24 protein-coding genes are annotated in these 22,280 nt (G+C 51.5%); 2 read left to right on the plus strand and 22 right to left on the minus strand.

Annotated features, from left to right (window positions below):
* Window positions 1-27: 27 nt before the first annotated feature.
* The 7 genes from ACESSO_RS11655 to ACESSO_RS11685 all read right to left on the minus strand — a co-directional run bounded on the left by ACESSO_RS11655 (window position 28) and on the right by ACESSO_RS11685 (window position 7,857).
* Window positions 28-822 carry a hypothetical protein gene (locus tag ACESSO_RS11655; RefSeq protein ID WP_373165520.1) on the minus strand — a complete coding sequence of 265 codons (795 nt, stop codon included), beginning with the start codon at window positions 820-822 and terminating at the stop codon, window positions 28-30.
* Between the two features lie 28 nt (window positions 823-850).
* Window positions 851-2,128: an FAD-dependent oxidoreductase gene (locus tag ACESSO_RS11660; protein ID WP_373165521.1), complete on the minus strand. Its 1,278-nt coding sequence runs from the start codon at window positions 2,126-2,128 to the stop codon at window positions 851-853.
* A gap of 18 nt (window positions 2,129-2,146) precedes the next feature.
* A complete protein-coding gene (locus ACESSO_RS11665) occupies window positions 2,147-3,649 on the minus strand; it encodes a tripartite tricarboxylate transporter permease (protein ID WP_373165523.1) in 1,503 nt (500 codons plus the stop codon).
* A 15-nt stretch (window positions 3,650-3,664) separates the two neighbouring features.
* Window positions 3,665-4,123 carry a tripartite tricarboxylate transporter TctB family protein gene (locus tag ACESSO_RS11670; RefSeq protein WP_373165526.1) on the minus strand — a complete coding sequence of 153 codons (459 nt, stop codon included), beginning with the start codon at window positions 4,121-4,123 and terminating at the stop codon, window positions 3,665-3,667.
* 76 nt (window positions 4,124-4,199) lie between these two features.
* Window positions 4,200-5,195: a Bug family tripartite tricarboxylate transporter substrate binding protein gene (locus ACESSO_RS11675; RefSeq protein ID WP_373165528.1), complete on the minus strand. Its 996-nt coding sequence runs from the start codon at window positions 5,193-5,195 to the stop codon at window positions 4,200-4,202.
* An 83-nt stretch (window positions 5,196-5,278) separates the two neighbouring features.
* A complete protein-coding gene (locus ACESSO_RS11680) occupies window positions 5,279-6,301 on the minus strand; it encodes a LacI family DNA-binding transcriptional regulator (protein WP_373165529.1) in 1,023 nt (340 codons plus the stop codon).
* 536 nt (window positions 6,302-6,837) lie between these two features.
* Window positions 6,838-7,857: a site-specific integrase gene (locus ACESSO_RS11685; RefSeq protein ID WP_373165531.1), complete on the minus strand. Its 1,020-nt coding sequence runs from the start codon at window positions 7,855-7,857 to the stop codon at window positions 6,838-6,840.
* Between the two features lie 211 nt (window positions 7,858-8,068).
* On the opposite strand from ACESSO_RS11685, the gene ACESSO_RS11690 reads away from it, so the two are divergent.
* Both ACESSO_RS11690 and ACESSO_RS11695 read left to right on the plus strand, forming a co-directional pair.
* Window positions 8,069-8,698 (plus strand): DUF4367 domain-containing protein, encoded by a 630-nt coding sequence (locus tag ACESSO_RS11690; protein WP_373165533.1) that lies wholly within the window; start codon window positions 8,069-8,071, stop codon window positions 8,696-8,698.
* A 3-nt stretch (window positions 8,699-8,701) separates the two neighbouring features.
* Entirely contained in the window at window positions 8,702-9,115 is a 414-nt protein-coding gene (locus ACESSO_RS11695; protein ID WP_373165535.1) for a hypothetical protein, read from the plus strand.
* 42 nt (window positions 9,116-9,157) lie between these two features.
* Here the strand turns inward: ACESSO_RS11695 and ACESSO_RS11700 are convergent, their stop codons facing one another.
* The 15 genes from ACESSO_RS11700 to ACESSO_RS11770 all read right to left on the minus strand — a co-directional run bounded on the left by ACESSO_RS11700 (window position 9,158) and on the right by ACESSO_RS11770 (window position 22,266).
* Complete coding sequence (locus ACESSO_RS11700) at window positions 9,158-10,057, minus strand: conjugal transfer protein (protein WP_373165536.1); 900 nt, start codon at window positions 10,055-10,057, stop codon at window positions 9,158-9,160.
* Window positions 10,058-10,077: 20 nt separating this feature from the next.
* Complete coding sequence (locus ACESSO_RS11705; protein WP_373165537.1) at window positions 10,078-11,079, minus strand: lysozyme family protein; 1,002 nt, start codon at window positions 11,077-11,079, stop codon at window positions 10,078-10,080.
* A complete protein-coding gene (locus ACESSO_RS11710) occupies window positions 11,076-13,415 on the minus strand; it encodes a CD3337/EF1877 family mobilome membrane protein (protein ID WP_373165539.1) in 2,340 nt (779 codons plus the stop codon). The genes ACESSO_RS11705 and ACESSO_RS11710 overlap by 4 nt, the downstream gene beginning before the upstream one ends.
* On the minus strand, window positions 13,412-15,859 hold the full coding sequence (locus ACESSO_RS11715) for an ATP-binding protein (RefSeq protein WP_373165541.1): 2,448 nt from the start codon (window positions 15,857-15,859) through the stop codon (window positions 13,412-13,414). Before ACESSO_RS11715 ends, ACESSO_RS11710 begins: the two co-directional genes overlap by 4 nt.
* The gene (locus ACESSO_RS11720; protein WP_373165543.1) at window positions 15,843-16,238 is read right to left on the minus strand and encodes a conjugal transfer protein; all 396 of its coding nucleotides are present in this window, start codon (window positions 16,236-16,238) and stop codon (window positions 15,843-15,845) included. Before ACESSO_RS11720 ends, ACESSO_RS11715 begins: the two co-directional genes overlap by 17 nt.
* Window positions 16,239-16,407: 169 nt before the next feature.
* Window positions 16,408-16,902 (minus strand): antirestriction protein ArdA, encoded by a 495-nt coding sequence (locus ACESSO_RS11725; RefSeq protein ID WP_373165544.1) that lies wholly within the window; start codon window positions 16,900-16,902, stop codon window positions 16,408-16,410.
* Window positions 16,903-16,977: 75 nt separating this feature from the next.
* Window positions 16,978-17,184, minus strand: a complete 207-nt coding sequence (locus tag ACESSO_RS11730) for a helix-turn-helix domain-containing protein (protein WP_373165546.1) — start codon at window positions 17,182-17,184, stop codon at window positions 16,978-16,980.
* 10 nt (window positions 17,185-17,194) lie between these two features.
* Window positions 17,195-17,416, minus strand: coding sequence for a hypothetical protein (locus tag ACESSO_RS11735; protein ID WP_110436175.1), 222 nt, complete (start codon window positions 17,414-17,416; stop codon window positions 17,195-17,197).
* Between the two features lie 62 nt (window positions 17,417-17,478).
* Window positions 17,479-17,790, minus strand: a complete 312-nt coding sequence (locus ACESSO_RS11740) for a type II toxin-antitoxin system RelE/ParE family toxin (RefSeq protein ID WP_373165549.1) — start codon at window positions 17,788-17,790, stop codon at window positions 17,479-17,481.
* Window positions 17,780-18,064, minus strand: coding sequence for a type II toxin-antitoxin system Phd/YefM family antitoxin (locus tag ACESSO_RS11745; protein WP_373165551.1), 285 nt, complete (start codon window positions 18,062-18,064; stop codon window positions 17,780-17,782). The genes ACESSO_RS11740 and ACESSO_RS11745 overlap by 11 nt, the downstream gene beginning before the upstream one ends.
* A gap of 35 nt (window positions 18,065-18,099) precedes the next feature.
* The gene (locus ACESSO_RS11750) at window positions 18,100-19,368 is read right to left on the minus strand and encodes a replication initiation factor domain-containing protein (RefSeq protein WP_373165552.1); all 1,269 of its coding nucleotides are present in this window, start codon (window positions 19,366-19,368) and stop codon (window positions 18,100-18,102) included.
* Window positions 19,369-19,544: 176 nt separating this feature from the next.
* A complete protein-coding gene (locus tag ACESSO_RS11755) occupies window positions 19,545-19,967 on the minus strand; it encodes a hypothetical protein (protein WP_373165553.1) in 423 nt (140 codons plus the stop codon).
* Between the two features lie 19 nt (window positions 19,968-19,986).
* Window positions 19,987-20,430, minus strand: coding sequence for a hypothetical protein (locus ACESSO_RS11760; RefSeq protein ID WP_373165555.1), 444 nt, complete (start codon window positions 20,428-20,430; stop codon window positions 19,987-19,989).
* On the minus strand, window positions 20,414-21,856 hold the full coding sequence (locus tag ACESSO_RS11765; protein ID WP_373165556.1) for an FtsK/SpoIIIE domain-containing protein: 1,443 nt from the start codon (window positions 21,854-21,856) through the stop codon (window positions 20,414-20,416). The genes ACESSO_RS11760 and ACESSO_RS11765 overlap by 17 nt, the downstream gene beginning before the upstream one ends.
* 5 nt (window positions 21,857-21,861) lie before the next feature.
* A complete protein-coding gene (locus ACESSO_RS11770) occupies window positions 21,862-22,266 on the minus strand; it encodes a YdcP family protein (protein ID WP_373165558.1) in 405 nt (134 codons plus the stop codon).
* Between the last annotated feature and the right edge of the window lie 14 nt (window positions 22,267-22,280).

Genomic DNA, 22,280 nt, shown 5'->3' on the forward strand with positions numbered 1-22,280 from the left:
TGCTGTCTCAGACAGTGTATTCACGCATCACAGACTTGCGGCAATATTCCAAATAACCTGCAGGGCATTCTTCACCGCGAGTAATACGTTTCGTACGTCCTCCTCTTTATCGCGATATGCCATGTCGCGACAATCCTTAATCGTTCCGTCGATGGGATCAAATCCCATCGTCCAGATGTCAGTATAAGGACTATCCACGGAAATTGACCTCTCAATGCCAACCTGATTCAGGCTGAAAAACTGATTGGGCGCCAGTGCTTTCATGCGTTCATATACACCGTATCCATTTGCACCGTTGGCTTCGGTAAACGTCAGGAGCAGCGTTGTCAGGGCATATTCCATCGTTGCTGCTGCACGTTCATTGCCCAGTTCACGCGCCCGTTTGTTCAATGGCTTAATCAGTGTCATGTACGGCAGCACGCTGCCGAGCAGCTCACCGCCATTCTCTTTGGCGATAGTCGGCAGATATTTCACCGCATATTCCAAAAGCGCATAAACTGCGTTTACATCCGCTTCCGTGCAGCCGAGGTTCTCCGCTTTTTCCAACAGAGATACCAGCAGAATCACCATAGATTTTACGCCGTTCTCCGGCAGAGTACCTGTCGACAGCACTGCAAGCGCCTTTGACGCTTCAACATCTTCCAGACTGGCGTTTTTTACGATCTCTCCCATGGACATCGTAAGTTGACAGGTGCCTGCGGCATCCCGGTATTGAATCCACTTTCCATTGCCATAAGCACAGGCGGCAATATCTCTCAGCTTGAACAGTCCGCTTTTCAGCGACTGCTCTGCTGTAATCGTGCGGGGCATTCGTTTCAGCATAATATTAACTGTGTCTCCTTTCCTGAGTTTACGGTTCTACATTCGTTCTGCGCAGTTCATCCTGCACTTCGTGAATATCTAATTCCAGCGGCTTTTTGTTCTGCGCAACACACATCGCGGCAACAATACCCATAGCATGCCCCATATTCATTACAATCGGCATTACGCGATAGCTGGAGTGTGCCTTATGCGTACCCGAAATATTGCGTCCGTTCAGCAGAATACCCTCCACCGTCTTTGGTACAAAGCAGCGCAGTGGGATCGTATACGGCTTCGGCTGCTTGAACGCCTTGTATTCACCATTGGCATCCAGCCCGGCGCCTTCTACATTGTGCAGATCAAAGAAGAAATTCGACTTGGTAACTACCCAGTCTTCAAAGGTACGAGCCTGCGCAATATCCTGCTCATTCAGCTGATAATTCGCCTCAAACCGGCGGGTTTCACGCACACCGATCACATCGGCGCTGTCGATCAGATAACAGCCCTCATATCCCGGCACATGGCGGCGCAGAAATGCAATAATCTCGGGAATCTGTTTTCTGCATACGTATTCAGCACGATTCAGATCTCTTGCATTTGTGCCGTCCACATCGGTCATATTGCTCATGTTGACCGTAACAATGCCTGGGAGCGACGAAGGATACAGCAGGATATGACCTGCCGGAGAGGGTAATTCCTGACGACCGAGTGTTTGCAGATCGCCTTCCGGCAGCTGGACCGTATCCTCAAAGCCCCAGAAGAACATGGCGCGATCCATATCTACGCCGGCAACCTTGAACATGATCGTCATCGGCTGCATACCGCCGTCCGTCGAACGTCCCTTTTCAAACGGAACGCCCGCACGTGCGGCCACGTCGCCGTCGCCGGTCGAATCGATCACCATTTTGCTCAGGATCGCTTCCCGGCCGGATTTGCTCTCTGTGATTACACCCGCAACGCGGTTTCCCTCCATAATGACATCGCTGAAGCCTGTGTACAGCTGTACATTAACGCCGGCCTCCATCAGCATATCCAGCATCAGAATACGCAGTTTTTCCGGATTGATGACCTGCTCTGCTTCACAGTCGCGTGCCTTTGCGCGCAGCTCTTCAAAGCAGCCGCCGTCCTGTCTGCCGGTCCAATGACTCATAATGCCCGTGGTTGCCACGCCGCCGATCGCGCCGTATTGCTCGATCAGCATCGTTTTTCGCCCCATCCGTGCCGCATGCAGCGCTGCACCGAAGCCTGCCGGGCCGCCGCCGACGACTAGCACCTCAGTCTCCGCCGAGATCGGGATCTCTCTGCTGGGTTCTGTGTAAAACTTCATTTGTCTCTACTCCTTGTTTTATTGTGCGTTTTCCTTCTTTTTTCTATCTTTAATCGCCTTGTAGAAGAACATACCGATCGAAAGCGCCGCCAGCGCAAGGAACAGCACACTGAACGGACGGGTGAAAAAGATTGACAACGAACCGTCCGACATAACCATCGAATTACGGAAATTGCTCTCGACCAGGTCGCCTAGCACCACGCCGAGGATGATTGGCACCACGCTAAAGCCCAGCTTGCGCAGAAGGAACGAGAATGCGCCGATAATCACAGCCAGAAGCACGTGGAAGGTGCTCGCCTCGCTCGAATACACGCCAGTGATGCAGTAGACAATGATGATAGCGCTCATCAGCTCATAGGGAATACGGGTGATGTTGGAATACAGCGGCGTGAAAACACGACCGATGACCAGCATTAGAATATTGACAACGACCAGACCGACCATAATGCCGTACAGAATGTCGCTGTGCTCTTTGAACATGGATGGACCGGGCACCATACCCTGTAGCATGAATGCGCCGAGAAGAATGGCCGTGCAGCCATCGCCGGGCACGCCGAGCGTGGTTAGCGGAATCAACGTCGAGCCGGTGGTTGCGTTGTTCGCGGATTCGGTTGCGGAGATACCCTCGATCTCGCCCTTGCCAAAATTATCTCTATATTTGGAGGTCTTTTTGGCCTGATCGTAGCTGATGAAGGCCGCGATACCACCGCCGGTGCCGGGGATCGCACCGATAATCGTACCGATGATAGAGGATACCGTCATCGTGCGAAGACAACGCTTAATTTCTGCCCAGGTCAGCTTTTCATGGTCGAGCTTGAGCTTTTGCTTGCGTGCTGGATCGGTGCGCGGATTGTAATCTGAGCGGCTGAGCAGCTCAGCGATTGCAAACAGGCCGACGAGTGTGACAATCAGCGGGATGCCTGCACCCAGTCTGCGCACACCGAAGGTAAAGCGCATACTGCCGCTCACCGAATCCTGACCAATCAGGGTGATGAAGATGCCAATGATGCCGCCCATAAGGCCTTTGACGATGTTATCGCCCGAAATGCTTGAGATGATCGACAAACCAAACACCGCGATGCAGAAATATTCCGGTGGGCCGAACATCTGCGTGAATTGCGAGATGGCCGGCGCAGCAAACAACAGCACAAGCGCACTGAACAGGCCGCCGAAAAACGAGGCATACAGCGCCATGGTCAGCGCTTTGAGCGGCTTTCCCTGCTTGGTGAACGGATAACCATCCAGTACGGTCGCAGCACTGGATGGTGTGCCGGGCGTGTTGATCAGAATAGCGGTGATCGAGCCTCCATAGGTACCACCGCAATACAAGCCGAGCAGCAGTAGCATTGCCGGTATGGGATCCATGCTATAGGTCAGTGGCAAGCAAAGAATGATCGCGATATCCGCGGTTAGGCCGGGAATCGCACCGATTACGATGCCGGCCAGCAGTCCAATCAGGATGGCGATAAAGCTTTCCAGCGACGCCATCAGAGACAGACCAGTCATAATATTATCAAACATAGCGTCACTTCCCCCTTATGGTAGCGTTACGCTCATCGCCGTAAAGGCGAAATAAGCAACGAAAACATTGGCACTGGCAACTGCATAAAACCACCATTTGCGTGCGCCGAAATACAGCAGGATGCAGTTGGAGAGCACCAGGGAAGAAATGATAAACCCTGCATACGGTAAAATAATTGCGTAGATCAACAGCATCAGAATGTAAATCAGCGGCTTGAGCTTGAGCAGTTTTTCTCGGCTGAACATCGCGCCCGAGATCATGTATTCGGTTTTCTGCTTGGACAACACACCTTGCGCCAGTAGTATTGCGCTGCAAAGGATCATTCCGCGGATCATCAGCGTTGGCACAGTTGCAGCAGTAACTGCACCGGTTTCAAAGGTTTTGATCTGTGATGGGATCATAATATGCAAGATGATCGAAATGATTAGAAACAGCGCACCGGTTATCATATTGGAATTGAGTTTGATTTTCAAAAGATTCACCTCTTTCCAGATGTATCGTATGCGCACGTAAAATATAGTTACGCTGCGCCTACATCATTGCTGTTAATTATGATTCGATCATATCGACATAGGCATCCATACTGGTCATCTGATCCTCAATGAACTGGGTGACCTCAGCGCCATCCGCATCCCAGAGCGGATAGCCCATTTCTTCCATATACGAGAGGAATTCCTCATCGGCATATACCTCATCGAGCATCGCGTTAAGCTTGTCGATGATCTCCTGCGGTACTTCCGAGCGGACTGCCAGACAGTCTACACCCATAAACTCCACATCGACATCCCAATTCTTGATGGATTCTACCGTGCCGTACGGGGTTTCTACTGCTTCCGGGTAGAAAGTGGCGACCGCCGTGATATTGCCCTCTTCCTGATGTGAGTAATAAGCCGGCGGCGTACCCAGGCCGCAGTCAACCTGTCCGGAAACTACCGCGTTGATGGATTCAGCCTCGCTGCTCATAACGACCGGCTCGGCTTCGATCCCCAGCGTTTCAAACATTGCAGACGCAACAACATATTGGTCGCCGCCCGGGCCAGACGAAGTAGAATACTTGATCTTGTTGGTCTTGCCGTACTCAATCAGATCCTCAAAAGTCTGAATGCCAGATTTGTTCGGATTGGTCAGGATCATTAGCGAAACCGTGCGGATGCCGCGCAGCATCGTGAAATCATCCAGATCATAATTGACATCGATGAATTTGGGAGTCAGCGAGAACAGCGGACCGTTGGTCACAACCATGGTATAGCCGTCCGCCTCGGCGTCCAGTGCATCAGACATACCAATAGTGCCTGAAGCGCCTGTGTGATTTTCTACAATGATCGGCTGATCAAAATAATTCTTGGCCACCTCCGAGATCTTGCGTGTGATGACGTCTGCACCGCCGCCAACACCCCACGGACAGATGACGGTCACTGGACCGTTCGGATAATCTTCCGTGCTGGCCGCGCTTTCGCCGCCATTGTTTGCGTTGCTGCAACCGAACAAGGCTGTGGTCATCATGACCCCCGCCATCAGCATTGCGGCGATTCTTCTCTTTTTCATTTGTACTCCTTCTTTCCTTTATATTTGCAACGCAAAATGCGTTTGCATACGTATTCATATACGGAGAAAATGAATTCTCCAATTTATTCGGGACAAAAAGTATCACGAATGATTAATTTGCTGCTCAGTACATGGCGATAGGAGTTTGGCAATCTGCCTTCTGTCATTGCCAGGATCCAACGAACCGTGAGTTCAATGATGCTGTCGTAGTCGATGCCCACCGTGGTCAGATTTGGCCGGAACCACTTTCCCATAGGAATATTATCCGATCCAATGATTGCAACATCCTCCGGTACACTAATACCGCACTGCCGCAACCCCTCCAACACGCCCAGAGCCATCATATCATTCTGCGCAAAGCAAGCTGTTCCCGGCTGGAACAGTTCGCGATGTGCCAACGTCACAGCGGTTGCTTCCTCTAAGTGGTAATTGGCACACAGAATATGGCTGTCAGGCAACCCGTGTCCATATTGATGCAGAACTTGGGTAAAGCCAGTGTGTTTGTGGATCACATCGATTCGATCCGATGGGCCGGTTAACTCCACAAAGCGGGTGTATCCCGCCTCGCAAAATGCGCGCCCAACCAAACTGCCAATCAGAGTATGACTCGGAGCGATCATAAAGGGTACATCGGACGATTCATTCGTGTCGTAGATAAAAATATAGGGGATTTTGGTTTCAACAAGCAGATTCTGCACGCGTTCGCTCACCTGCGGCCGATTGAAAATTAGGGCGTCAAACCGGCGGTTACTGATGCTCTTTTCGATAGCAAAGCGCTCACCAAACTTGCGATCATCAAACACCGGAACCAGATCCAGACCTTCTTTTGCAAGATGCATACGTATGCGATAGTAAATATCAGATTGAATATAATGGTTTGCAAAGCCGGTAAAGTCCTCAGAGAACACATATCCGATTAAGCCGGTGCGGTTGGTTTTTAACCCCCGTGCGTTAGTGTTAAACTGAAAGGAGTATTCTTCCGCCAGCTTTTTAACTCTTGCCTTGGTTTCTTCTGAAACCAGCGGACTGTCATTCAGGCAACGGGAAACCGTTGATTGCGACACACCAGCTAATTTGGCAAGTTCGACGGAAGTAATCGTTTTCAACTGTTTTCACCTCTTTGCATACGTATGAATTGCTTGTCTTATATATAGCATATTTGCAAAATAAACACAATAGCTAAGCGAACATTTGCAATTATTTCGTTAGTATTATCCAAATTCTCATAGCTGTTTTTAGTACTCGTGCTCGTACTGAAACCCGATCGGACCCTGTTCGAGCTTCAGAAGCACTTTTCCCTTACGGCAGCAAAAATCAAAAGATATGATATGCACCTACATAAATAATGTACCCCCCTGCGACAATGATTCTTGCGAAACAACCAATTTAGTCATTCCCGTTGCATTGCGCTCGTCCCAGGGGGGCACGATCTGTGTAGATACCCTACATTATTTGTGTAGGGTGTGTTTTGAGAGACCTCTTTTGAAAGGCATATTTTATTCGTGAAATATACTATTTTGTCGTATTCATTTATTTTGGCGATTGATAATATTCAGAATTATGTTTCGGATAAAAACAGGTATCTACACAAATAATGCATCCTGCCTGAACGAATGAGCTGTATCCAAACATAGCCGATGCCTTAAAGATTTCGGATATAATTCGTGATCGCGGTGTCCTCGCGGCTGTGGCCGAGCGCGATGCTGATGATGCCGACCGCACGGCGGTCAAGGCGTTTTCTGCGCTCACTGCCGCGGCAGATGTAGATCTCGGAGCGGTATTTCCCGTCGGAACAGCGTATCTTTTTGCGGTAATCCAGCTGCTCGATTGGCCGCGCGTACTGCTTATAAATAAACGTCGCGTATTCCGAACGATAGCCGTGAATGTCGCAGTTGGTGCTGACATACTGCCACACTTTTTCACTTGGCGGCGTCGCTTTCATGCGCCGCACGACCGCATCTTTGTGCGGCCCGACGATGGGAGATAAGCGCGTTTTACCGCCTTTGTCGCGGCGATGCAGGATGAAGTAATCCTGCTCCGGGAAGGTTTTCAAACCCACAAGCAGTGCTTCCGCGAGCGCTTCATTACCTGCTTCCTGCGCTTCAGCGAATGCCGTTTCGGCCTTTGCGCGGTCGTATAAGTCACTGCCCGTCAGCCGCTCCAGTACGCTGCGGCGGAAGCCGCAGGCCTTGCAGAAGTTGATGAGTTTCTCGTTTGCTTTCTCTGAAAAATGCGCGTCGCGCTTTTTTACTCCGCGGCTGCGCGTGATATTTTCCTTTAATCTTCTCGGCGGCTGAAAGCGATTTTCATCGTCCAATTTTATCTGGTACAACTTATTCAGCGCGGCCTCTTCGGTTTGAATCGTCCACGCGGAAAGGCCTTTGTCTACGCGGGTTTGCAGCCATTCCGGCACAAATTTTTCTGCTTTTTTCAGCGTTTTTACTTCGGGATGTTCTTTCTGAATCCATTTGATAAAATATTTTATGTGCTTGAAGTACGTCTGGTAGGTCGAAAAGCTGTAAATTTTTCGAGCAAAATCCTCTGGATTTTCGAGTTTATCAAGGCGTTTGCTGTTACCGAACGCCTGCATTTTTTGCAGTTTGTCATACGCTTGTTGATGCAATGTACGGTTATTCTTTCCGTCTTTTTTCTTGTGTCCCATAGTGAAATTCCCTTTATTTATCCCTGAATTTTTGTTAAAACTTTCGTCGCCCTTTGAATTTTCATCATCAGGCACGCACTCTTTTTTGCTCTTTGAGCGAGGTCTTATGCACGACCTCAAGGCACTCTTTTACGTCTTATGCACGACGTGAAGCTTCTTTTTTCCAGTGCTTCCAAACTGATCTGTTTTATTAAATTCTGACTGTTCTTTTTTGTGGTTTGATGAAGTTTTTACCTTAAAATTTTCGAATGTTGGCGGCATCATTTACGAAGATCGCAGCGATGGTGATGCTGAGCCAGACGACCATAAAAGCACAATTTCCGTTACTGGAGACGACAGTGCATTTTACAGTTATCAGGAATCGGACACCTCTGCAATGGGGATTGAAAAGTCTGAATCCGAATGGGATGAATCCGGTTCGATAGAAACCTTCTATGTTCTGAATATGAACATCGTGGATGCAGTCAAAGCCTATGGTATCAACGAAAAACTGTTCCCAACTTGGGTACCGGAGGGCTTCACGCTGGATTACGTTAAGGTCACCCGGGATTATTTTTATAACCAGACAGACTTTATGGCAAATTATCTGCATGAAGACGGCGTACGAGAATTCGCCGTCTCCTCCCGCACTTTGACCGAGGGCCAAGATGGTTCCATCATTGAAAAGGATGACCGACCAGTTGAAAAATATACTGTAAATAATGTAGATTGGTATGTCATGCACAATTTATCCCGCGTAAATGCAGCAGCTATGATTGGTAGCCGTGAAGTTAGTTTCTGGGGCGATGTATCAGTCGATGAGATGAAACAAATTATTGATTCAGTGTATGAAGGAGTATAAATAATGTATAGAAAAGTTAGGAAAATCATTTCTTTACTACTTTTAGCTGTGTTTGTGATGCCGCACTCTGCCTTTGCTGTAGATTCTGATATTCAGCCATATGCAAGCATCTCTTTTAAGATCAAAGATGCATCCTTAATTGAATCCAATGGAACATTAGCTATTGATTATTATGTTCAAGCCAATACAAGCGTCAGCAAAATCGGCGTCAGCTCTATTACCTTACATGATGCGACTGCAGGAACAGCCAAAAATTATAGTGGTATTACTACATCGGGTAAAATGACAAATGGACGTAAAGTTTTAGGTTCGGGAGTAAGTGGCCATCGGTATTATGCCACTGTTGTTCTTTGTGCATTTAACAGCAATGGAAGCGGCGCAACCTATACTGTTACGACAAACTACGTTACTGTATAAACTATAAAAAGCGGAATAGCTTTGACTATTCCGCTTTTTCTATTAAATTATCTTCCAGTTCCCATCAACCTGTCTTAGCTGCAACGCGAATTGTGACACCTGCGTCATCCCCGTCCGCTGGTCAAGATACTGCACCGCCACATTCGCCGTCACAGCATCGCCGTTCTTGGTAAAGACCGGATTCACCAGCCCCGCAAACACATAGCTATCGTTTCCAATCACCGGCAACGCATCGCCGCTGACATAGTAGGAAAGCTCCTGTTCGGTTGCCGCCGGATACAATGTGAAAAACGTGGTCAAAAACTCCGTGATCTCTGTGCTTTCCTGCGCGGATACTGTACCATCCGGCTCGGCGGCTTTGGGAACGTAGTCAGACTTTTGGGGCTTGCCCGTGATTGTCGGGCTTTGGATGATAACCATATCGCCGGTATCGTCTACATACACAGAAACCTCATAAACAGATGTTACAGTGCTGCTTTCCTCCCCGTTTATGACATTTTGCAACACAGAATAGACAATTTTATACACTTTATCCCCAGTTTCTTCCACAGACCAAATCTGCACGTCCTGTACAGTGGACGCCGTCGGCACATCACTGCGTACCGCGTCCGCATTCAGGGCTTGCAGTTCGTCCGTGAGATAATATTTCAGGTTTTCCGTCCGTTGCTCTATCGAATCCGCAGACTGTTCCCATGAGTAATACACCTTGGCGAAATTCGTGACAAAGCTCTCTATCGCGTTCGTGTCCGTGACTTCCTCCTGCACCACCGTCGTTTCATGGACGGTGTGCGTATCCACCGCTGTAAAATCCTTATACACCGCAAACGTAAACGCGCAGATGAGCAGCGCCCACAGCACAATCACCACCGGCCGCCGCGTCCCAATATTCAGGACGCGCGGCTTTTTCTGTTTCTCCTGCACTTGTTTCTTGTTATTGAACATGTTTAACCACCTTTCGTCATTCAATGTCCTACCCGTCCGGCGCAGACCAGATGCGCCTGCCAATAGGCACTGGTCAAGTCTGCGAACCCAATCGGGTTTCCAGCGTGGTACATCCGGTTATCACCCACATAAATCCCAACGTGCGTGATATAATCGCCGCAGTTATATGTCCCCTGAAAGAACACCAGATCGCCGGGCTGGGCATCCTCGAACGGGATATGCTGGGTCGCGTCGTACTGCGCCTGTGCGGTGCGCGGCAGCGTGATGCCCGCTGCGCCGTAGCACCATTGCGTCAGGCCGGAGCAGTCAAAGGAAGTAGTCGGGGACGCACCGCCGTAGACATATTCCCAGCCCTGGTATTTCAGTGCTTCGTTCATAATCGCCTGCACGGTCGCGTTGTCGTACTGCGCAGCATACAAATACTGCGATACCAGCCGGACATAGAACATATTGCCATAGTTGTAGCGCCAGCCGCCGTTTTCCGCGACTGAAATTTCGTTTTTATAAGGCACGCGCACACCGCCGGACCTTTCCTCTGCGAATGCCTGCGCCAGCTCGAAGCTGTATCTGCCGCCGTGCGACGTAACATAATCCAGAAAACCGCCGCCGTAGTTATATGCCTGTATCACGCTGCTCAGATCGCAGCCGAGCCGGTCTGCGTTGGCAAGCAGTTCCGAGAAATACTTGCAGCCCTGCGCAATAGATTGCTCCGTGCCGAGCGAGTTCGGCGGCAGCCCCATAGATTCCGAGGACTGCATTACGTCCTCCAGCGTGCCGCCGGATTCCACCTGCATGATCGCAAGTAGGACATTGACATACTCGGAAATGCCGTACTGCGCCGCGTACCGCTCCACCATTGGCTTGTGCGCCAGCACCGCCGCAGACAGGTTTGCACCACCATAGTAAATGCCACTCCCACCGCTGTCCTCATCGGATGCAAACAGGAGCGCAACCAGCAGGAGCAGGCAGAAAAAGGCAGCAAACAGCCCTGCAAGGGGCAGCGCAAGATATTTCAGCTTCATTTACTGCTGCCCCCATTCTGCTTGCCGCCCGCTTTGCCGGTATGCCCCATGCCATCGGGCTTGTTCCGCATCGTCACCGGCTGTTTGTGCTGCACCGCACGTTTATCGGCGGGTTTGGAAACCTGATTTTTCTTTTCCGGCTTCTTGGGCGCAGCAGTTTTCACGGCTGGGCGCACCGTATCCTGTTTGCCCTGCACCGCCGCAGTGTGCTTTACCTGTGTTGGTACAACCGGATTATCCGCCGCATTCTGCATGACCACTGGACGGTTTACCACATCCTGCCTGCGGCTTTCCGCATGGACGGGCTGTTTTGCCGCTGTGATATTCTGCCTGTCCGGTTGCTTCATACGTTCGCCTGCATCCGTATGAGCGACCGCCGGACGTTCATGCGGCTGGGCTGCCGGTTTGCGTGCTGTGCCGCTGGAAGCCTGTGCTATGCCCGCCACATCCACCGCCGCAGGCCGTCCCTGTCCGGCCGGAGCAGGCTGTTGTTTGGGTGTGACGCTCTGTACTTTCCCCTCCTTTGGCGCACTGGCCGCAATGACCGGCCTTTCATGTGCCTGCGGGACAGCAGGATGTTTTGTTTCCTCCTGTGCCGCTGCCGTTGCCGGACGGCTGTGCGCCGTGCTGCTAACCTTGGCAGTCTCCGCATTGGTCTTGTCCGCCGGAGCGGGAAGTACCACCGCCGGAGCATCATACCGGCCATCATGGGACGGCGAGTTACCCTCTTGCGGCGGTGTAGCGGTGCCGCTTCCTGAGCCGCCGCTGGGTAAGCCCCTTATAGGAGCTTCCGGCAAGCCGTGTACCGCTCCCGCCTGTGACGCCCCGTTGTCTGTGCTATTTGGCCGGGTATTGCGGTACCGATAGGCGCCGCCTGCCGTACTCGCCGAGCTACCGGAACGCCTACTTTGTTCACTTCCTGCGCTGTTCGGCCTGCTGGCCGCCGCGCGCATTGTCCGGTTGAGCCTGTGAAGCTGATGGTGCAGGAACATCCGCGGGCGGTGCATGATATACCGGCCCATGCCGCGTGCGCCGTCGTCATGGAGGGAGAACATGCTGAGCAGGTCACCCAGCTTGAAATAAATCCCCGCGAACACGACCACCTGCAAAAACGCAATGATAAAGAACGGATAGCCGCTGGAAATACGGTACAGAATGGTAGAAATGCTGAAAGCCACCGTGATAATAAGCGTAATGCCCGCCCGCGCCAGGATCGTATTGAACAGCTTGATTACCGCGCGCCTGCTGCTGCCCTCGAACGTCGGAACCATGCTGAGCACGAACGACACCGGCAGGAACATGGCATAGATGATGAAAAGCACCTGTGAGAAGATCATCATGCCAGTAAGCAGGAACACGAACACCGAAATGCCGATATTAAACAGGAACAGGAAAAACACTGTGCCGAGCCGGTTCACCGTTTTCGTGACCGTGAGGTTGGTATTCCCGTTGTCCTCGATCTCGGCCTTGACGGCGTTTTCCCGGTCCTCACCGTTGTTCCCGCTGGGACTGGCTGAAAGCAGGCTTTCAATACGGTCTGCGCCGATCGTGTCCGTGTCCGTATCCCCGAATTGCAGGAGCAGCCACGGCTGCTTTACCTGGATGGAAAACAGGCTGTCCCGGATGAGCGCAACACTGTTCCCGCCGCTGTTCTCCACATCCGGTAGGACGATCTTTGTCCCCACGCTCAAACTCGCTGTGCTGACATCCTCGGAAAACTCGTTCAGGCGCTTCACACAGTCCGGCGCATAGGCGATCAGCGCACCGGACAGCACGAAGATCAGCACCATGTTCATCACCGCACGCACGGCCTTTGTCGTTTCCCTTTTGATCAGCCCGACATAGGCCACATACGCGCCGACAATCAAGATGATAAGCAGGAGGAAGCCCGCATAAAACCCATCCGAGGAAAGCCCGCTGGGCGAAATGCCTGCGATAGACTGGATGTTCCGGCCGATCTCGTCCGCCGCATCCGAAATGAAATCCAGCCCGTATGCTTCCTGCACCAGATAACCGGACGCATTGGAAAGATACAGGTTGATTGTCCAGATAAAATTCGTGATGCAGTACAGGCCGTACATGACCTGCTTGCCGATGCCGTCTATCCAGTTCCACGGCAGCCAATCCCACCCATTATCAACATAAAAGTCAAGCTGGTAGTTTTCCAGCGGGTAGCGGCTGTACTCGTGCGCCGCATCCACCGTATCATCCACCAGCCCAACCGCGCCCGCAGACGAGCAGAACGCCAGAAACAGCAAAACGGCAATCACAAGGATACAAGCACCTGTGACTGCCGTCTTTTTAAACATAACCGTATTCACTTGTTTGTACGTCATACTGCCACCCCGGCTTTCATCGGCGGCTTTGTGTCAAAACCAAACAGGAAATCCGCAAACACCGGATGGAACTGCACGACGCCCACATGCCCATATAAGTCCTGCATCAGGCATTGGCCGTTTTCGAGGTTCCGCAGCCGCTTCTGGTTGTTTTCGTCCTCCGGGTCAAGGCCGAAAAACTCCAGCGTCTTTTTGATCTCAACAATATCCGTACTGCGGAACGCGAATTTCAGGCCGATGTTGTTTTTCAGGCTTTCGTCTGCGAGGTCTGCCGCGTTCTGCGTCACAAAGTAAACCGCCGCGTTCATGGCGCGGCCTGCGCGCACCAGCTTGTTTGCCAGCGTCTTGCCCTGCGCCACGTTCAGGAACGACCATGCTTCATCCAAATCAACGATCTTAAACACACTCCGGTCTGTGTGGATGAAGTCGAGCGCAAAGGTGCTGATGACAATGAGCATGGCGACAGACAAAAGCTCCATCGTCGTATATTCCTCAAAGCGCGTGCCTTTGTCCGGCAGCACAAGGTCGGCTACCTGTATGATGTTAAGCTGCTTTTCAAGACTGATGGACTTTTTGATGTTCCCATCCGAGAACAGCAGATGCGCGAAGTCGTAGTCCGTGAAACTCTCAATGTGGTCTGCGATCGCCGTTGCCGCCGCATTGTTTTCCTTGCGGAGTTCCTCTATCACACAGAGCAGGCCGCGCCGCTTGCCGTTCGTGACCGTGCGCACCGCCCGCCGCAGGATGGGGAACCGCTCGCCGTCCCGCGAGGAAATGCCGGTTAAAAACGTCAGAATATCTATCGCAAGGCTTTCCGCGTCCTTGGGGCGGCGCATGATGACATACGGGTCCAACATACCGCGGTTATCCTCGTCCGAGGTCAGGTTTACAATATTGATCTCGTCCGCGATCTCAGGGAAGTCACGCTTCCAGTTCCCGCGCTCGGCTTTCGGGTCTACGATGAGCGCCCGCGCGCCGTACAGTACCGCATAATACACCAGCAGGTTATTGGCAAAGCTCTTGCCGCCGCCGAGCGAGCCGAGGAACGCCGCAGACAGCGCGTTCGTGACCGAGCCTTTCACGCCTTGGCTCGCAAGCGCGGGCTGCAAGTAGACGTTCCTTCCTGTATCCACGCCATAGGCGAGATAGATACCGTCCTTTTCCCCGAGCATCTGCGCCGCGCCGAAACCGAGACCGGCAAGGAAATCGCTCGTGACGTACTGGATATAGTCGTTCATATACCGCTTACTTGCCGGGATAAACTCATGGTGCAGGCCGATCATATCGCCCACCGGACGCACCAGCTTGACGTTCATATCGTCATAGAAATCCCGTACTGCATTGCACCGCCGTTTGAGTGCTTCCTCGTCCGGCGCGGTGACACGCACCACATAGGACAGCTTGTACATGGCTTCCTTGCTTTGCCCCAGCTCGGTTTCCAGCTCATTCACGCTGTCCAGTGCTTCCGCGACCGATGTGCTGGTCTCGTCCCCACTCTCCCACGCATGGTTGTCCAAGTCCTTGAGTTCTTTCTTTTTGTTCCGTACCGTGGACAGGGCTTTCCTGTTGGTGATAATCTCAACATTCATGCTGGTATCGACCGGGAACGTGAATTGCTGCTGTTGATAATAGAAAATCTCGGACGACGGGAAATCCAATTCACCGACCACATCCGAGATCGTGAAATAAGCGGAATAGGTTTCCGTTTCCTCTTGTACAATGCGCAGATACCGCCCGTGTTCTTCCAGCAGACAGCGCGTGGGCTTAATCAGATCGTACCGCTTGACGATAGTTTCACCCTTTAATTTCTTTTTGGGTAAATGAAATTCATAATCCTCGTATGCTGTACCGGAACGCCCGTATAAGTGTTCCAGCAGATAGCCGAAATCGTTTTTATCCAGCTGCCGCACCTTGAAGCGGCGCGAAATCTTACTTTCCAGCAGCTTTTCCATCTTCTGATAGCGCAGTATCTCATCATTCGGCATTGACGCGAAATCGCCCATCAGGGTATGGTTCACATCCCGCAGGAAACCGGAAAACAGGTTTGCCGCCTGCCGCCCGATATTCCCGCTGTCCTGCTCGTTCAGCAGCAGCTTGAAGCCGATATGGAACCGGAAGTCCACCTGATTTTCCCCGATCATGGAGACAAGTGCTTCGGTCTGGCCGTCTATGCGGCGCAGCGCCGCTTCCCGCAGGTTTCCGGAAGCATACGCCTTGGACCGCTCCTGCGCCGCACGGATGCTGGATTCCGTGCTGATCTGCAGGGCGTGTATCTTACCGTCCCTGTTCTGGGCGATAAGCTGACGGAACGCATCGTGTACCGCTTCTTTCTGTTCCACACTTAAAAACGAGTAGTTGTATGGGATAAGCTCATAGTACGCGAAGCACTCCCCGTCATGGTTCCAGACAAGGTTGTTTTCGATATATTTAATCGGATACTGCATCTACTATCACGCTCCTAACCGCCGTAATGGGTTTTCCTGTTTTCTCTCTGCGAAATTTTACTGCCTTGCCTGCAAAGGTCTGTTTGGGGCGAAGCAAATAGGCCGTGTACGACTTGACAAAGCTGAACGGCTTTTTGCCGTCCCATGTCTTTTGGCTCATAAACCATGTGATACCGGCAGGGATGCCGAAATACTTGAGCAGCGCGCCGTCTATCATGGAGAGCGGCGGCAGTTCGCCCAGCGCCAGCACCGCAAACTCACAGGCGACAAACCATGCCATTTGCGAAAAGGTGATGGGGAACGGCAGGCGCATGTCGCTGATTGCGTAAATGACTTTCTCAACAGACCAAATACTGCTGTAACTTCGTATTTTCTTCAATATATCAACTCCTATTTGAATATATGGTAAGAGGGGGCGAGGAACGAGGCCCACGCCGCCTGCGTCTTTCCTCGCCCCCTGCGCCGGTTATGGATAACTGCCTTGCAGTTACCCACAGCCGGACGCACCCCCACACCATTCTCACAGCGGCGGGCGAAAGAGAAAACGGTTAAACTGCGATCTCAAACACTCCATTCCTCGTTTCAACAAACGTACCCTCATACGACAAATCACGCCCGTACGCTTCATAGTCTATATAATTTTGCAGGTGCACAGGAATTTCGCCCAGCGCGCCTTCTTCCACCATCTCACGAGCTACATCCGCCATGTCCTCACAGCCCGACCACAGGATAATATCGTCTGCGTGATCGCACAAGTCCTCAATACTGCTGAAATATCCTTGCAGTTCTTTCAGGTTGTCTTGAATATACTCCGGCAAATCCTCCACCATTTCACACAGGCGGTTGACTTCCTCAATAGGCGTGTACTCGTCTATATCAAAGGGCAGCTCGTAGTCGTGGATGGCATATTCCTCATAATATTCGTTCAGGCCGATGCACTCCGCCATTTCGTCATAGTCTATGGGCGGTTCAAACCACGCGCCCACCAGCTCGCCCTCGTTGTATTTGCCGAGGTTCGCTACATATACCCGCATTTCTTCCATAACAAAAATCACCCCCTGTCATGCAGGCATGAAAAAACGGCTGGTCTCACTTGAAAACCAACTGTTACATCAAACTCAAAAGCCCATAAGATAAGGAACGGACACACCGAAATACACCGCGAGCCTGTCCCATACTTCCTGATCTCTCGGCATACTGCTTCCATTTTCGTAGTTTGTAAGCATACTCTGTGATACACCTACCAGCGAAGCCAGTCTTTTCACCGTGATTCCACGCGCTCTGCGCAATGGTTTAATCCTGTTTTGACGATAGCGCACATCCATACCCCTTTCCTTACGCGCCGATAATCTGATTGAACAGGGTCAGGAGCACGTCCTTGACGCCCGCTGCATTGAATACAAGGCCGACCGCGATCAGCGACACGACAAGGAAGCCGATCAGCTTGGAAAACTCGCGCTTAAAGCCGAGATAAATGCCGATCACCACGATCGCCATGAGCACAAGCGACTGGGCATTTGTAAGAAACCAGTTGTACAGGTTTACACCGAAATTCATAGGTTACATTCCTCCATCCATAAAAAATGCAGCCCTTTACAAGAGCTGCATCCAAAGTTTATTCAAAGTAGTTTTTCATAATCCCGCCCGCCGTAGAAGAAACGCAAAATAAATACGGTTTTCAGGCCTTCGGCTATTTTGTAAATCATAACATAGTTTTTGATCGTAACACGTCGGTATCCGAGCGTTTTCAGCCGCATATCATGGCACCGCTCATACATTTGCGGCATTTTCGCCAAGTTCTCATAGCGAAGGCCTACTTCGTCCAAGAAGTCAGCCGCGGCAGATGGGTTATCCAATTCCTTTGCCATGTAGTTTAGAATTTCATCCAAATCTTGATTGGCAAGGGGTGTACTCTCGACCTTATAGTCCATATTTCGCCCTCAAATCCTTTAAGGCTTGACGCGCATCACCCGTCTTGCCCGCGCGGATTTCATCCTCGGCTTGCGCTAATTTTGTGTATACATCCATCATATACATTTTTTCTTCATACGCTTTCATGCTCATAATAACCATATCGCCATATCCATTTTTGGTGATATAAACCGGTTCAGTTGATTCATTGCACATTTTTGAAATTTCTGCGGTATTTTTCAAATCACGGATTGGTATAATACGCGGCATATAAACCAACTCCTTTCGTGCCATAATTATACCACACCGCATTTCCCGCTGCAAGCTCCTTACACAATAACCACCTCCCCGATTTCCTGAAGCTGCTGTTCAATGATCTTGCGGTGCTTATCTGCCAGCTCGGTTGCCGCAAGCATTTCTTCCATAATATTTGTCCCGCATTTGCGGTCTAACTCAAGCAGCATCTTCCATGACGGCGCGACCTGATGGGACAGCCAGTTCAGCGTTTTTTCAAGGCTGTACGGCTCAGGGTCGGTCGTCAGCTTGAGCCGGTCACGATGTTCCCCAATGAATACCGACCACATATGGTTCAGCGGCCAATCTTCACGCGGCTTGCGGTCATCCCTGTCCACGAACCGGACATACCGGTTGATGATGCCGAATGCAGTATCTTCGGGGCTTTCATTAGACACCAGATCATAAACCGCATAGAAAGCACGTTCGTTTTTCAGCCGTATCTCAAACCGGTTCTTGACTTCCGCATCTTCAACTGGGATGCCTTTTTTGACAAGCTGTTCATATGCTTTTTCATAGATACAGAAATACAGATCGGACTGCATCGAGCCGATATACAGCGTCGCACCCATGCTCTCTTTGTTTTCCTCCCGCAGATGTGCAAGCCCGCCCGTGCGGTACGCCTTGAAACTGCGGAATACCGAAATACATTCCCCGCGGTCGCACTTATCGCACAGATAGGGGATATCCAAAATCCCCGCCCTGTCATTGACCGCAAGGTCTATCCGCTTGAATACCGCATCTTCATCAAGGCATTGCCGGAAAAACTCGTACCAGCTTCTTTGCTGCCCATCCAGATAGGCTTCAAACTGGCGGCAGCCCTTACCCTTGAGTTCGAGCAGCACACCATTTTCCTCCTTTGGAGAAGTCATAACCACAACATCCCCCAGCATATACATACTGGAATAGGAGTAAAGCCCGTGATCTTCCTGCGCCATATATTTCATTTTGAGCCGCAGCACATCTTCGATAATATGCCTTGCATCCATCGTAGGGAAGCGCACCCGCACATAGTCGATCATCAGGTTAAGCGGGTCTGGGTACAGGGTCTTGAGCGCCGCGGTGAGCCGTTTCCTTGTCTTGTCTGTCACCGGCAGCTTTCCGGTTTCCAGGCGGCACAGGTATTCACGCGAAATGCCTGCAACAGCGGCAACCGCCTTGCGCGAAATACCATTGCGTTCCCGTTCTTCACGGAAATGCCAAATCCATTCGTTGTTTTCTATGAAAATTTCTCCTTTCTGTGCTCTGTGACATTGATGCCCGTTTTTGACATAGCTCTCAAAAGCCCAAAATCCAGACGGCATCAGGGTTTCTACTTTGTAAAGCGGCTGGCCATTGGCGATTTGTACCCCCCTGTTAGATACAGGGGGTTCAAGCACGCGGGCGCGGCTTCGCCGCGCCCGCCATCCGCCCTTGCTGCGCTGACGGCTTTCGCGCTACACGCCGCGCGCAGCAGGGCGGGGCGTACAGACAGAAACACCTACGCATGGTACGTCACTTGCAGAAGCATACCGGAAAAGGAAAACCCGACATTCTCATCCGCCGGACGGTAACTGTCCTTCATACAGAACTCCCATACCGCCGCATCCTCAAACCCCAGCCAGACCATTTCGGATACTTTTTTCTGCTCCGGATTATCCCGCAGCTTCGCTTCAAGGAAACGCACGGCAGCAGTGATATTGCTTTCAATCTTCTGCGTCCGTCCGTCTGCTTCCCGCATGGCCTGATTAAATTCCGGTACAGTCAGGTATGGCGCCATACCGTCTGCAAAGCGCAGTTCCCCCATCTCGTTTACATGGAACCATGTTGCAATCTCGTCCTCGTTACAGGGGAAAGTAACCATTTCCGTAATGTTTTCATCCCTACCCACAGTCGTAACCTGACGTTTCACAGGCATTGCCATTTATCTGTCCTCCATTCTTTCACCACTGCCGCTTATTCTTCTGCTCCCCGTAATATATAGTGAGCTCTCCACGATGGAACCATACCTTTGTTTTTTCGTCTACCGGCTGGTAATCGTCTTTCATACACCAGTTCCAGACCGTCGCATCTTCAAAATTGAGCGGCACACTTTCAGACGAGCCGCGCCACTCCGGATTCTGGTCCAACTTATCCATCAAGAAGCAGACCGCCGTGCCGATCATGCTGTTGATCTTCTCCGCACGCGCATCCGCTTCACGGATGATATGGTTAAACCGCGCGACTGACATACGGCTGTCCGGCCGGTCCACAAAATACAGCTCTTTCAGATCGTCTACTTGGAAGCGCTGTAAAACTTCTTCCTCATTGCAGGGGAAGGTCACCATCCCCATAATATTTTCATCTTTGTCCCGCGTAGATAAAGCCCGCTCAATCATATCTTTCATCGAAAATCACGTCCTCCGTATCGTCATTATCCATTGTCTTTCCATCCACTTCCATAATCGGCGCAAACCGCCGTCCAGCCGCCAGCGTGCCGATCTCCCGCAGGAAGTCATACCCTTTGGGAACGACCGGCGTATAGAACTCGGTAATGACGCCTTTTCCCGTATCCGCATAGCCGCGCCCCTTGACATTCTTGAAGAAAAATTCTTTCTTCACTTCGCCGAACATCATGCTGTATCCCAGCTCGGACATGCGCCCCAGCGCAACACGGAAGTTAAACTGGTCACGGATGCCGTCACCGAGATACTTTGCGTCTGGGCGCTGGCAGGCGAGGATCAAAAAATACCCCGCCTGCCGCCCCAGCATAACGATCTGCTTTAGCCTGTTCAGCACGTCCTCGCGCTCGCGCGTGTTCAGCATTTCCATGAACGCAACATATTCGTCGAATATCAGAAAGTGCGGTTCCAAGCCGATATAGGCGTAGTTTTCACCGGTCTTATAGCCCTGCATGGACTTCATGCTTTCGCTGCGCTGCATCATCCCGTCGCAAAAACGGCTGACGCAGGCGGCAATATCCTCCTTGCGGTAATACACCTCCGGCATCACGGCGGACAGGTCCGCCAAATCAGCATTTTTCGGGTCTAAGATGTGCAGAACGGCATCGGTCTGTAAAAGTGCCTGAATGATCGTTAGGATAAAATACGTCTTGCCGCCGCCCGTGCCGCCTGCGATCAGCATGTGCGGGAGCGTATCGTATTCCCACCAGACGTTCTTCATCAGGCGCAGGCGCCCGCCCTCGGCTTTCGCTTCGGCAATCGGGATACGGTTCGCCACCATATCATAAAGCAGGGTATATTCCACATACCCGTCCCGCAGCTCACGGCTGACCAGTTCGCAGTACAAACCGCTTTCCAGCTTGGTTTCCAGATGCAGCAGCGGCTCCTGATATTTCCCCATCGTGATTTCCACCTGAAAATGCAAAAGCCCGTTTTCCATGCGGTAATACATCCGTGGAAAACGGGCGATCTTCGGTTTTGTATCCGCTCTGGGTAAATCCTTAAAAAAGCCGTCCTGCTTTGTCCGTTCGGCCTGCTCGTACCATTGGTTTTCCAGTACCATACGCGCCAGCTTCTGGCGGTGCCTGAGCTGCCGCACAGTGTCCGGAAACAGACGGTATAGCAGGACGAGCACAGCCCCGGCAGCCACCGCCGCAACAATACCACTGAACATCAGATACCCCATGTTCAGATCAATGCCATCGACACCCAGCATGGACAGCCTGCGCCAGTCTGTTTGCAGGATGGATTTCAGGTTGAGCAAAGCGAAAACTGCAAGGGATACCGGCAGCGCCACACAGCAGGCAGACCGGAACATCAAATCCTTATCTGCCGGACGGATGCGCTTGCCGCGATACCGGAAATGCTTCATACCGCTTACGCTTTCTTATCCGGCTGGTTTTCCCTGCGTGGCTGGGCGGGCTGCCCGCTGTTCGGCGTAGAAGCCGGTTCCGGTTTCACCAGCACAATATCATCCGCTTTGAGGTACCAGTCTGCTTCCGCATTGTTGCCGAACGTGGCGTTTGCTACCGTGTTTGCCACAGGATTTACAATATCCACCTCAGCATTATATTCATAATCCCGCAGCGGGACGCTGGCTGGGATACTCACCTGGATCATACGCCGCTGGGTCTTGCTTTTCAGGTCGTAGGTGCGTTCCTTTACCACATCCGAGGGCGTGCCGTCCTCATTCTGCTCAAACACCTCGCGGCGCAGTGCGGAAAACCGCAGCCGTCCGAAAGTCGCCTGCTTGTCGATCACAATTCCATTTGCAAGTCTCATATATTACACCTGTC

The sequence above is a fragment of the Agathobaculum sp. Marseille-P7918 genome, assembly GCF_964248325.1.
In the GTDB taxonomy this organism is placed as follows: domain Bacteria; phylum Bacillota; class Clostridia; order Oscillospirales; family Butyricicoccaceae; genus Agathobaculum.

Excerpts from the sequence above, each read along its gene's own strand:
- ACESSO_RS11655 (WP_373165520.1), bottom strand. The coding sequence starts at position 822 with ATGCTGAAACGAATGCCCCGCACGATTACAGCAGAGCAGTCGCTGAAA.
- ACESSO_RS11660 (WP_373165521.1), bottom strand. The coding sequence starts at position 2,128 with ATGAAGTTTTACACAGAACCCAGCAGAGAGATCCCGATCTCGGCGGAG.
- ACESSO_RS11665 (WP_373165523.1), bottom strand. The coding sequence starts at position 3,649 with ATGTTTGATAATATTATGACTGGTCTGTCTCTGATGGCGTCGCTGGAA.
- ACESSO_RS11675 (WP_373165528.1), bottom strand. The coding sequence starts at position 5,195 with ATGAAAAAGAGAAGAATCGCCGCAATGCTGATGGCGGGGGTCATGATG.
- ACESSO_RS11685 (WP_373165531.1), bottom strand. The coding sequence starts at position 7,857 with ATGGGACACAAGAAAAAAGACGGAAAGAATAACCGTACATTGCATCAA.
- ACESSO_RS11695 (WP_373165535.1), top strand. The coding sequence starts at position 8,702 with ATGTATAGAAAAGTTAGGAAAATCATTTCTTTACTACTTTTAGCTGTG.
- ACESSO_RS11700 (WP_373165536.1), bottom strand. The coding sequence starts at position 10,057 with ATGTTCAATAACAAGAAACAAGTGCAGGAGAAACAGAAAAAGCCGCGC.
- ACESSO_RS11705 (WP_373165537.1), bottom strand. The coding sequence starts at position 11,079 with ATGAAGCTGAAATATCTTGCGCTGCCCCTTGCAGGGCTGTTTGCTGCC.
- ACESSO_RS11710 (WP_373165539.1), bottom strand. The coding sequence starts at position 13,415 with ATGACGTACAAACAAGTGAATACGGTTATGTTTAAAAAGACGGCAGTC.
- ACESSO_RS11715 (WP_373165541.1), bottom strand. The coding sequence starts at position 15,859 with ATGCAGTATCCGATTAAATATATCGAAAACAACCTTGTCTGGAACCAT.
- ACESSO_RS11725 (WP_373165544.1), bottom strand. The coding sequence starts at position 16,902 with ATGGAAGAAATGCGGGTATATGTAGCGAACCTCGGCAAATACAACGAG.
- ACESSO_RS11730 (WP_373165546.1), bottom strand. The coding sequence starts at position 17,184 with ATGGATGTGCGCTATCGTCAAAACAGGATTAAACCATTGCGCAGAGCG.
- ACESSO_RS11735 (WP_110436175.1), bottom strand. The coding sequence starts at position 17,416 with ATGAATTTCGGTGTAAACCTGTACAACTGGTTTCTTACAAATGCCCAG.
- ACESSO_RS11740 (WP_373165549.1), bottom strand. The coding sequence starts at position 17,790 with ATGGACTATAAGGTCGAGAGTACACCCCTTGCCAATCAAGATTTGGAT.
- ACESSO_RS11745 (WP_373165551.1), bottom strand. The coding sequence starts at position 18,064 with ATGGCACGAAAGGAGTTGGTTTATATGCCGCGTATTATACCAATCCGT.
- ACESSO_RS11750 (WP_373165552.1), bottom strand. The coding sequence starts at position 19,368 with ATGCCGTCTGGATTTTGGGCTTTTGAGAGCTATGTCAAAAACGGGCAT.
- ACESSO_RS11755 (WP_373165553.1), bottom strand. The coding sequence starts at position 19,967 with ATGGCAATGCCTGTGAAACGTCAGGTTACGACTGTGGGTAGGGATGAA.
- ACESSO_RS11760 (WP_373165555.1), bottom strand. The coding sequence starts at position 20,430 with ATGAAAGATATGATTGAGCGGGCTTTATCTACGCGGGACAAAGATGAA.
- ACESSO_RS11765 (WP_373165556.1), bottom strand. The coding sequence starts at position 21,856 with ATGAAGCATTTCCGGTATCGCGGCAAGCGCATCCGTCCGGCAGATAAG.
- ACESSO_RS11770 (WP_373165558.1), bottom strand. The coding sequence starts at position 22,266 with ATGAGACTTGCAAATGGAATTGTGATCGACAAGCAGGCGACTTTCGGA.